This is a genomic window from Stenotrophomonas sp. Marseille-Q5258, from assembly GCF_946900935.1.
GTDB lineage: Bacteria > Pseudomonadota > Gammaproteobacteria > Xanthomonadales > Xanthomonadaceae > Stenotrophomonas > Stenotrophomonas nematodicola.
Window position 1 is genome coordinate 197,833 of the sequence record NZ_CAMPPN010000006.1, and the last position, 8,967, is coordinate 206,799.

An 8,967-nucleotide genomic window follows, 5' to 3' on the forward strand; every position below is an offset into this window, starting at 1 on the left:
CCAGGGTTAGGCCGGCGACACGCTGTCGGCCGACGGGTCATGCGAAGAAGGGAAATCCACCAGCGCCGCCAGGCGCTGGTCGGGCGCGGATACGCCGAGAATCAGTGCCGCACTCTGCGCAGCGACCGCGTGGTGATGGGCGAGCGTCAACAGCGCCAGCGGCAGTACCGGCCCGAGTTCGCCGGCACAGACCGGCAGGGCCAACGTCTGCCGGCCGATGTCCAGATCCGGATTGACCGCCGTGGCGGCGGCCGAGGCATCCACCGCCAGTTCACTGCGCTGGTCGGCATCGTGCAGCACCATCTGCACCCGATCGGGCGGCAGCGTCAGGCTGCCCAGAAGGCCACGCCCGAGCGCCTCGCTCTGCCGGCGGCGTTCCGCCGCGCCCGCCTGCGGCGCCAGTTCAATCCGCTGCGGTCGCCATACCACGGGCGTTTCCTTCGTCACCACCGACGGCGTGGCGAACAGCACGCCTGCGGCGCCTTCGCCCGGAATCATGCCTTCCTTGTTCTGCCGGTGCAGGATGCGGTTTTCTTCCAGCCACGCCGCCACTACGCCCGGGTCGATCGCCGAACTGCACGAGAGCAGCAGATACCACGGCGGCGTCCCCTGCCCGACCGCATCGGCAATGCGCTGCACGCGCGACCACACCTCACCGGCGTCGGCCGCGATGCCGACGTCAACCGTGAACCGCCGGGCGTCCAGGCCATTGGCCTCGGCCCGACCCTGCAGCCACTCGGCGCAGAAGCCGCGCACCGACACCGACCAATCGACCGGCACCAGCAGTTCAATGGCCAGCACCGAGTCCACCACCTGCTCGTCACGACGGCGCAGGCCGGCCACCACGCGCTCTTCGGCCACCTCAAGTTCGGGCAAGGCGAGCAGCGCCTGCGCCAGCAGGCTGTCGGCCACCGGTTCGAGCAGCGCCATCGCACGGCGCTCGGCGGCGCGCGTATCGAAGGCACCCATCTGCGCTTTCAGCACGCGGGCGTCGTCGAGGTCGGCGGCCGCGCACATCAGCAGCGGCAGTCCGTCGCGATCATGGAAGCGCCCGTCCAGGCCCGGTCGTGGCAATGCGCCCGCAGCCGCGAGCAAGGCGCCCGCGTCCATGTCCAGGCCCAGCCGCATGTCGGTGGCCAGCACGGCCACCGAGGACGGGCGCGACGCGGCGTCCGTCGCCGTCGAGGCCGTCGGCGTGTCCGCCGCGTCCGGCGCGTCGGCTGCGGCCACGGCCTTGTCCAGCATCGAACGGCCGGCATTGCGCAGCATGAAGCCGGCGCTGCTCACGCCCACCGGCAACAGGCCCAGGTACGCCAGCATCTCCATGCCGGTCGGTACCGTGCCACTGTTCCGCCAATAGAAAATCACGCTTCCCCAGGTCACCGCGAACACCGCGATCACCGAAAACGCCTTCCCAAGTATCCCGGACATCTAGCGTCCCGCTCCCTGAGTCATCGAACCATCCTGTTCCGTCGAACCGACGCTGCCTGTCAGTTGATGCCTGTCGTTGCCTGCGATGCGATCAGCGTGGCGCCGCAGCCGGTGCGGTCTCCATCGCGCGCGACCGGATTGCCGTCGATGATCACCGTGGCGTCGCCACTGACGATGGTGGTCGGCCCATGCGCCGCGCACACCGCCTTGTCGCCGATGCGCGCTACGGGCTTGCCGCCGATGTCGGTTTCGGCAGCGCCGCTTACCACCGTGCCACCGTGGCTCAACTTATCCCCGACTACAACAAATGGTCGTGACATCAATCATGCTCCTTGATTGCGTGCGCATCCGGTCATTCCATCGCCCCCTGTACCCCCTGGCGATCCGGATCGTCCCGCAACGATACCAGTAGACCGGCGAAAGTATCACCCTCCCGCCAATTCAGCTTTCTTGGCCGCACGCGCCGCGCGGCAACGCTGCGACATTTCCACGTGCACATAATCCTTGATGCTGCGCCAGTTGCCGCCCCACTCCAGCCCGGCCTGTTCGGCCAGTTCGCCGTACAGGAAGTAGGCGCGCTTGGTCCAGGGATCCCCCATGTCCCATTGCAGCTTGCCATCACGGATCGGTGCGCTGTCCACGCCAAGCCCATACTGATGGCAGCTCTGCCAGGCGCCCGCACGCGTCGCCTTGCCGCCGCTCATCAGCTCGGCCTGCCGCTCGGGGCTGCGGTACCCTTCCACCAGCACCATTTCATATCCATATTGTCGGCGCATGACTTCGTAGATCGCCAGCACGCGCTGCTGCAGGTCCGGATCAATCTGCCCCCATTTTCTGTCGGCCGTCACAATTTCCGGCCGCGTGCGGCGAATCTCTTCGGTCGTGAAGACCTCCGGCGGCGGCGGCGGCGGCGGGGTCAGCCGTTCGCCCCGCAGCAACTGGGCCACCATCGAGCCCGACGCGGACAGGTCGTCGCCCTGGAACTCATCGAGCACCACGTTCTGCCGCGTGATCAGAATGACCAGCGGCGGAATCGACAACAGCAGAACGGCCGCCGCAAGGACCGGCCAATGCCGTCGCAGCGCCCCCTGCGCCGCGCCGAGCTCCTCGCGCACGCCGCCCTGCAGACGGTCGGTGCGCTGCGATACACGCCGACCGGCGCCACTGGCGGCCTGGCCGACGCGACCGAACCAGCGGCCGAGCTGCGCCTGCACACGATCAAAGGCATCGGGAAACATCAGTACCCAGCACACCATTGCCATGACCACCAACAGCACCACCGCTCCTATGAGAATGACGACCACTGCTGCTCCCTGAGATACGCTGTTGACGGCCATGCCCCAGTCACTAGAATGGGGCGGTTCGCTTTCGGCAGACGCCGACCCAAACAAGGGCTGGATGCACTTGAATAATGGCGGAATAAATCGACCAAGTCTGCTCTCAGGGGGAGCGCAGACGAAGAGTCCGGCAGCAAGCTCTGGCCGGATCCTGGCTGACATGGAAGGACGGCCGGTGGCCGGCGCTGCACGCGCCGCACCCGCAACCGGAGCCCGATCACGTCGTTGGCTGTGGCTGTCGCTTATGGCGTTGGCCGTCGTCGTCGTGGGCGCGTTGGCCGCTTGGCGGATGAGCGCGGGCAGCAGCGCCGAGGAACCGATCGGCTACTCGCTGCCCCCGGAAAGCAACGCCGATGCAACAGCTGCACCGTCACCTGATGCCGGTGGCGCGACCATCGTCGATGCCGCCCCGGCACCCGCCGACGCCGCATCCACCGCAACGACGCCGGCAACCGGCGCGGGCACCGATGCGACAGATCCAGCCACACCGGTGGCCGGCGCGGCGGCGGCCGCCACGGCCGGTGCCACCGCGGGCGCTGCACGTGCGGCCGCGCCCGCGACCATCGCGCGCACCTCGCGTGACAGGCCCAAAGGCGACGAGAATCTGCTGGGCACGCTGCTGGGCATCATCAAGGAAGAAGACAAGTCCAAGCCCAAGGCAAAGGCGCAGGCCAAGCCGGAGACGATGGATGCGTTGATCGCCCAGATCCAGGCCGACGAGCGCCAGCAGGATGCAGACGCCAACACCGCGTTCGACAGCATCGGCGGCAAGAAGTCCACGGCGTCCACCAGCTCCAACATCCAGTCGCAGCTGCGCCGCTGCCCGGGCGCGAACACGCTCAAGGGCATCGACTGCCGCCGCAAGATCTGCGCCGCGGTACTCGGCAAGGATCCGGCCTGCCCGGCGATGTAAGTGGTGCGTCACGCGGCATGACTGCACTGCGCCCCGACGGACGCTCCGACGACATCAGCGTGCACTGGCTATGGGCCACGCCGCTGGCGATCGGGCTGTGCATGCTGGCCCTCACCGCCTGGTTCGCGCGCGATGCGCTGCGCTTCCGCGCCGCATCGCTGAGTGCCACCGGCGAGGTGGTCGGCGTGGTCGAGGTCTGGTCGACCGACCGCGACAGCGATGGCCAGCGTCGCCAGTTCTACTGCCCGCGAATCAGCTTCATCGCCAACGATGACCAGCCGTATCAGTTTGTCAGCGGCCAGTGCAGCTTCCCTGCGGACCATGCCACCGGAGATGCGGTGAAGGTGCGCTATCGCGCCGATGCACCCGACGAAGCGCGTCTGGACAGCACCTTCGCCGAGTGGGGTCTCTCGCTCATCTGGGGCGGCCTCGGCCTGCTGCTGACCGTGCTTGGCGTCGGCCTCGGCGTGCTGCTTTGGCCACGCAGAAGCATGCGCCGAACGCGCCGGCGCGCCCGCTGACCCCGGCACCGCGCACGTGCGCATCTGTGCGCCAGCATTCACATTCCAAACAGGCTGCTTGTTACTATTCAAAGCATCACTGTCAAAGGAACCTGGCATGTTTTCCAACCGTACCCTGATGGCCGCAATGCTGCCGATGACGCTCATCCTGGGGACGGCTGCGTGCCACGCCGATGACGGCAAGGCAGCCGCGACGCCGCCAACGCCCCCCACTGCGGATACGGCCAAGGCGGTCGATGCGCTGAAGGCGAAAACCCGCGCGCAGCTGGTGCAGGTCAAGGGCGGAACGTTCCTGATGGGCGATTTCGGCCCGCAGCACAATGACGAGAAACTGCCCTACTCCGGCACCACCGACGATGATGTGCTGCGCAAGGTGACGCTGGACGATTACGCGCTGCAGTCGCACAAAGTGAGCTATGCCGACTTCGATGTGTATACCGACGCGGTGGGCAAACCTCGGGTCGCGCAGAGCACACTGGACCAGCCCTATCGCACCCTGCCCGATATCGCGGCCGGTGTGAGCTGGACCCAGGCCGTCGCGTACTGCGAATGGATCGGCAAGCAGATCGGCACCCCGATGACCCTGCCCACCGAAGCCCAGTGGGAATACGCGGCGCGGGCCGGCGGCAAGATGCGGGTCTACGCGACCGACACCGGCACGCTGGAGGATGGCCGCAACGTATCCAGCATCGCCCAGTACGACGCCTTCGCCGACATGCATGGCACGCGTTCACGAACCAGTTCGCTGGGCGCGTTTCCCCCCAATCCCCTCGGCCTGTATGACATGGTTGACCACGGCTATGAGTGGGTCGCCGACTGGTACGCCCCCGAGTACGATCCCCGCCAGACCCGCAATCCGCGCGGCCCGGCCTCGGGTACCGAGCGCGTGCAGCGCAGCAGTACGGACCGTGCCGCCGATCAGCTTTCGATCACGTCCATGACCTTCACCCGCAATCACCGCGTGCCGGAACCGGGCCCGATGACCGATGGCGAAGGCAATGTGCTGGAAGGCAATCCCAACCCGAACGGCGGCAACGGTTTCCGCTGCGCGACCGCGCCCCGCTGAGGTGCAGACCGGCAGGGAGGCTGAACCTCCCCGCCGGCACTGGCGTCAGGCCATCATGGTGGTGTCGTCGCGGTTCAACCAGACGTCCACCGGGTCCATCATCGCGAAGGTCGGGGATTCCGTGCCGTCCAATGCGGCCAGCTGCACCGGATCGTCGATGGCGTTGAGGTATGCCACCTCGTAACCGCGCGGGAATTCCTTCAGCAGCGCGACGCGCTTTTCCATGTACTTCTGCAGGTAGGTATTGCCGACATCCTTGGGCTTGTCGCGCGACAGCACGTTCATCTGCTTGAACACCGACGGCAGGTCGTTGTTCAACGACCAGCCGTAATCCAGGAACCGCACCACGTCGCCCTCGGCCTTGCCCGAATCGGCGCGGCGGCGGCCGTCCACCGTCATGTGCTGCATCACGTTCTCCCACTCCGGACGGGTGGTGATCGGCAGCATCACGTTGAGGATCGCCTGCTTGTGGGCCGGCAACGCATGCACCTGCACGTCTGTCCAGCCCACGTCCATCGTCGGTGCGTTGTGGGTATGGGTCTCGGCGTAGTGGCGGGTGATCGCATACAGCAGCATGCCGCGGGTTTCCGGCGTGGCGTAGACCAGCCATTCCGGCTTCTGGTTGATGCTGTTCACCAGCTTGGAGCGTGCCTCCGCGCGCTCCAGGCGCGCCTGGAGCGAATCGAACATGACGTTGACCGTCGCGAACGACTCCGTCAGGTACTGGCCGACCCTGCTGTCTTCGGCGATGACCATGAACAGGATCTGCGACAACGCCTGGAACGCGTCCTGGGCGATGTAGGTGAGCGCCTTGAAACCGGCATGCGCGAGTTGGTAATACACCCACTTGACGAACTCGACCATGCCGCCGGCATCGACCGCGAAATCGACCGCGCCTTTGGCACCGAGCCCCCAGCAAAGACGGGCGGCCGCCTTGATGCGGAACTTGCCCTTGGCGTAATAGATCACCAGCTGCGCCTTGGCACCCGCACCGGCACTGCCGGCGATGTCCACCGACAGCTTGGCGAAGCTGACCGGCTCACGGCGATCCGGCGGCAGCCAGCGCAGATCGCCGGACGGAATGATGCCACCTTCGACGCCGGCGAAGACCTCAGCGTTGATTTCCACACCGGCCTTGCTGCCCTTCGGCGCGCCTTCGTTCTGCCCCATCGGCACCACCCGTGCGGGATCGAGGTTGGCGCGCGGCAGCCCGTGGGCGGTATCGAAATTCTCGGACATCGAATCGCCGCGGTCGCGCGGTGTGGGCGTTGCGGTCGGCTTCCCACCAACGTAGGTCAGTTCGGCCGAGCCGACCACCGATGCCTTCGCACCGAGGAAGCCATACAGCTCGCAGGCCACCACAAACACGATCGCGCCCAGGTCGATGTTCTGGAACTGCATCTGCCAGCCTTTGGCCGACGGTACCGAATAGGTGTGCACCCACTTGGCTTCGAGCAGCACGAGCTTGGCCGAGGCACTGCCCTGCGCCTTGACGCTGGCGGTCTTTTTCTTCGGGTCCCAGTTCGCCTCGGCGCTGGCACCGGCACCGGCCACGAAACGCAGCCACTGCGCCGAACTCTGCACCTCGTAACTCTCACTCTTCTTGACCGTCTCGGCGAACTCGTTGCCGGCCACCTCGATGAAGTCGAACACGTACGGGTCGGTCTTGACCTCCTTGCTGACCTTTGCCGCCGTCGTGATCTTCTTCAGCGACTCCATGAACTTGGCGCGGTCGAAGTCCTCCTTGCCGTAGGGGTCATGCTTGGCCTTGTTGGATGCGGTCGTGTTGCCGGCCTTGACCTTGCCCGCCACCCCCATGTCCACCTTGATCGGGATGCCCTTGACGCGTCGCCGCTTGAGATCCTCGTACTTGGCCTTGGGGATGTAGCGGCGGCGCATGCCCATGCGGTCCTTGACCCCACCGTTGCCCGTCGTGCGGCCCTTGTCATAGGTCTCGAACGTCACCAGCTCCTGCAGCTCGGTCAGCTTGTCGAACTTGTCGTTCAACATCTTGGCCACGTCGTCCTCGGCGATGCCCAGCGCCTTCTCGGCCGCCTTGACTTCCTCCGGGCTGCGCCCCTGGAGCGCCAGGGTGAGCTTGTCGCGGGCGCGATGCAGCCCGGCCATCGTGTTCTCAATGGTACCGCTCAGGGCTTCGAACTCCTCCCATTCCTTCGGCCCCAGCAGCAGCATTTCCTCGGCCTGCGGATTGAGCACCGCCGGCGCGCTGACCTTGCCCTGGATGGTGGCAGTCCGCCCATCCTTGGGTTCGGTGGAGGCGATCTGGCTCTTCAACCCAAGCACGTACTTGGTGACCTGCTGGCCCTTGATCAGCGGCACGAGCAGCTCGGTGTTGCGGCCGGACTTGCTGCCTGGCAGCGTGAACTTGAATTTCAGCGGCTGGTTGCAGGTGATCCGCGGGGTCATGCCGTCCTTGCCGGTACTGCCCTTGACCGGCTTGCGCGCGGCATCCAGGCCGGCCACTTCGTCGCCGTCCTTGTTGCGCATTACCGCTTCATACGGCGCACTGGCGATAGGCGTATTGTTGGCCTGCATCTGGAACAGCACGCGCAGGTAAGGCTGCAGCGAGAGCTCGCAGACCACCGGCGCCATCGTGATCGCGTTGGTGCCGATGCTCAGCTCGTTCCTGCCACCATGCACCGGCTTGCTGACCGGTTTCAGGTCGGGCTCGGCCCACTGCTGCAGGTCGTAGTCCCAGACCTGCAGCGTGAAGCGCAGCAGCGTGGGCGCCTTCATCGGAATGACCGGTGCGATCGGCCTGACGCTGGTCAGCGGAAAGTAGCCCTGCTTCTGGCTGTCCACGTTGACTGTGTAGCCGTTGGCGTCGGTTGCGCCCGTCGCGACCTGTTCGCGCCCCGGCAGCTGGAGGATCCGATAGCGCACCTTGGCGGCGGGGTGAACGCCGCGGTTGCCGTCTTCGTAGGTCAGCCTGAAATTTCCATTCGCCATATCATTCTTCCTGGAGGTGTCCGGCGGGGGCCTTCATGGCCACTCAACCTTCTTCGGGAGCGAGGTAGTAGCCTTCGTGCTGCTGCTCGTCCTCGCCAACGATCAGATGGATGGTTTCCGGCCCGGCGGTCATCACCTGCTCGGTCTCGCCCTGGGCATTGGTGGTGCCCTCCTTGATCGTGCCATCGGGCATCAACAGGGTGTACGGCGCATTGGCCATCATCTTGCCGGTGTAGTCGCGCAGTACGTACTTGAGCTTGAAGGCCTCTGCCGTGTTGACCAGCACCACGGAGCCCGGCACCGATGCCGGCCCGGTCCACTCGCGCTGGCTGGCCTTGAACTCCACCTTGCCCGGCGCACCCAGTTCGATGTTGTCGCCCTCGATGCGCAGGTACGCACCGGCGGCAGTGGCCAGCACGTGCTTGGCCGGTGCCGACACCAGCACGTCCGCTTCGGTGCTGGCGATCTTGACCGCGGTCTTGGCCGCCAGCTGCGCCAGATTCTTGTGCGCGCGTGCGCTGACCTTGCCCTGCGCGGCGTGCAGCGCGATGCCGCGCTCGGTGTTGGGGCTGTCCGCCTTGGCCTCGTTGCCGGCGGTGTACAGCACCAGCCCGCCGGACACCGCCAGGGTGAGCGAGCCCTGGCTCAGCCAGTTCAGCGCCACGCCTGAGGCCAGCGTGGTCTGCGTGCCGCTGACCCACACCTGGTCGGCCGGCGTCAGGCTCATCA

Annotated in this window: 8 protein-coding genes; 3 read left to right on the forward strand and 5 right to left on the reverse strand. The window is 66.3% G+C overall.

From position 1 onward, the window contains the following. Window positions 1-6: 6 nt before the first annotated feature. The 3 genes from OC534_RS05055 to OC534_RS05065 form a co-directional block, all read right to left on the reverse strand. Window positions 7-1,431, reverse strand: a complete 1,425-nt coding sequence (locus tag OC534_RS05055) for a hypothetical protein (RefSeq protein WP_153164011.1) — start codon at window positions 1,429-1,431, stop codon at window positions 7-9. 59 nt (window positions 1,432-1,490) lie between these two features. After that, window positions 1,491-1,751, reverse strand: coding sequence for a PAAR domain-containing protein (locus OC534_RS05060; RefSeq protein ID WP_026070970.1), 261 nt, complete (start codon window positions 1,749-1,751; stop codon window positions 1,491-1,493). 105 nt (window positions 1,752-1,856) lie between these two features. Further along, window positions 1,857-2,768 (reverse strand): M15 family metallopeptidase, encoded by a 912-nt coding sequence (locus OC534_RS05065; RefSeq protein ID WP_262071496.1) that lies wholly within the window; start codon window positions 2,766-2,768, stop codon window positions 1,857-1,859. 289 nt (window positions 2,769-3,057) lie between these two features. On the opposite strand from OC534_RS05065, the gene OC534_RS05070 reads away from it, so the two are divergent. The 3 genes from OC534_RS05070 to OC534_RS05080 all read left to right on the forward strand — a co-directional run bounded on the left by OC534_RS05070 (window position 3,058) and on the right by OC534_RS05080 (window position 5,268). Continuing rightward, a complete protein-coding gene (locus OC534_RS05070; protein WP_166473077.1) occupies window positions 3,058-3,681 on the forward strand; it encodes a hypothetical protein in 624 nt (207 codons plus the stop codon). Between the two features lie 17 nt (window positions 3,682-3,698). Next, on the forward strand, window positions 3,699-4,202 hold the full coding sequence (locus tag OC534_RS05075) for a DUF3592 domain-containing protein (RefSeq protein ID WP_017357020.1): 504 nt from the start codon (window positions 3,699-3,701) through the stop codon (window positions 4,200-4,202). A gap of 97 nt (window positions 4,203-4,299) precedes the next feature. Beyond that, window positions 4,300-5,268, forward strand: coding sequence for a formylglycine-generating enzyme family protein (locus OC534_RS05080; RefSeq protein WP_262071497.1), 969 nt, complete (start codon window positions 4,300-4,302; stop codon window positions 5,266-5,268). Window positions 5,269-5,313: 45 nt separating this feature from the next. Here the strand turns inward: OC534_RS05080 and OC534_RS05085 are convergent, their stop codons facing one another. Both OC534_RS05085 and OC534_RS05090 read right to left on the reverse strand, forming a co-directional pair. Beyond that, a complete protein-coding gene (locus OC534_RS05085; protein WP_229296396.1) occupies window positions 5,314-8,238 on the reverse strand; it encodes a DNA repair protein in 2,925 nt (974 codons plus the stop codon). Between the two features lie 43 nt (window positions 8,239-8,281). Continuing rightward, window positions 8,282-8,967, reverse strand: a 686-nt coding sequence (locus tag OC534_RS05090) for a DUF2345 domain-containing protein (RefSeq protein ID WP_262071498.1), incomplete at its 5' end; no start/stop codon positions are given.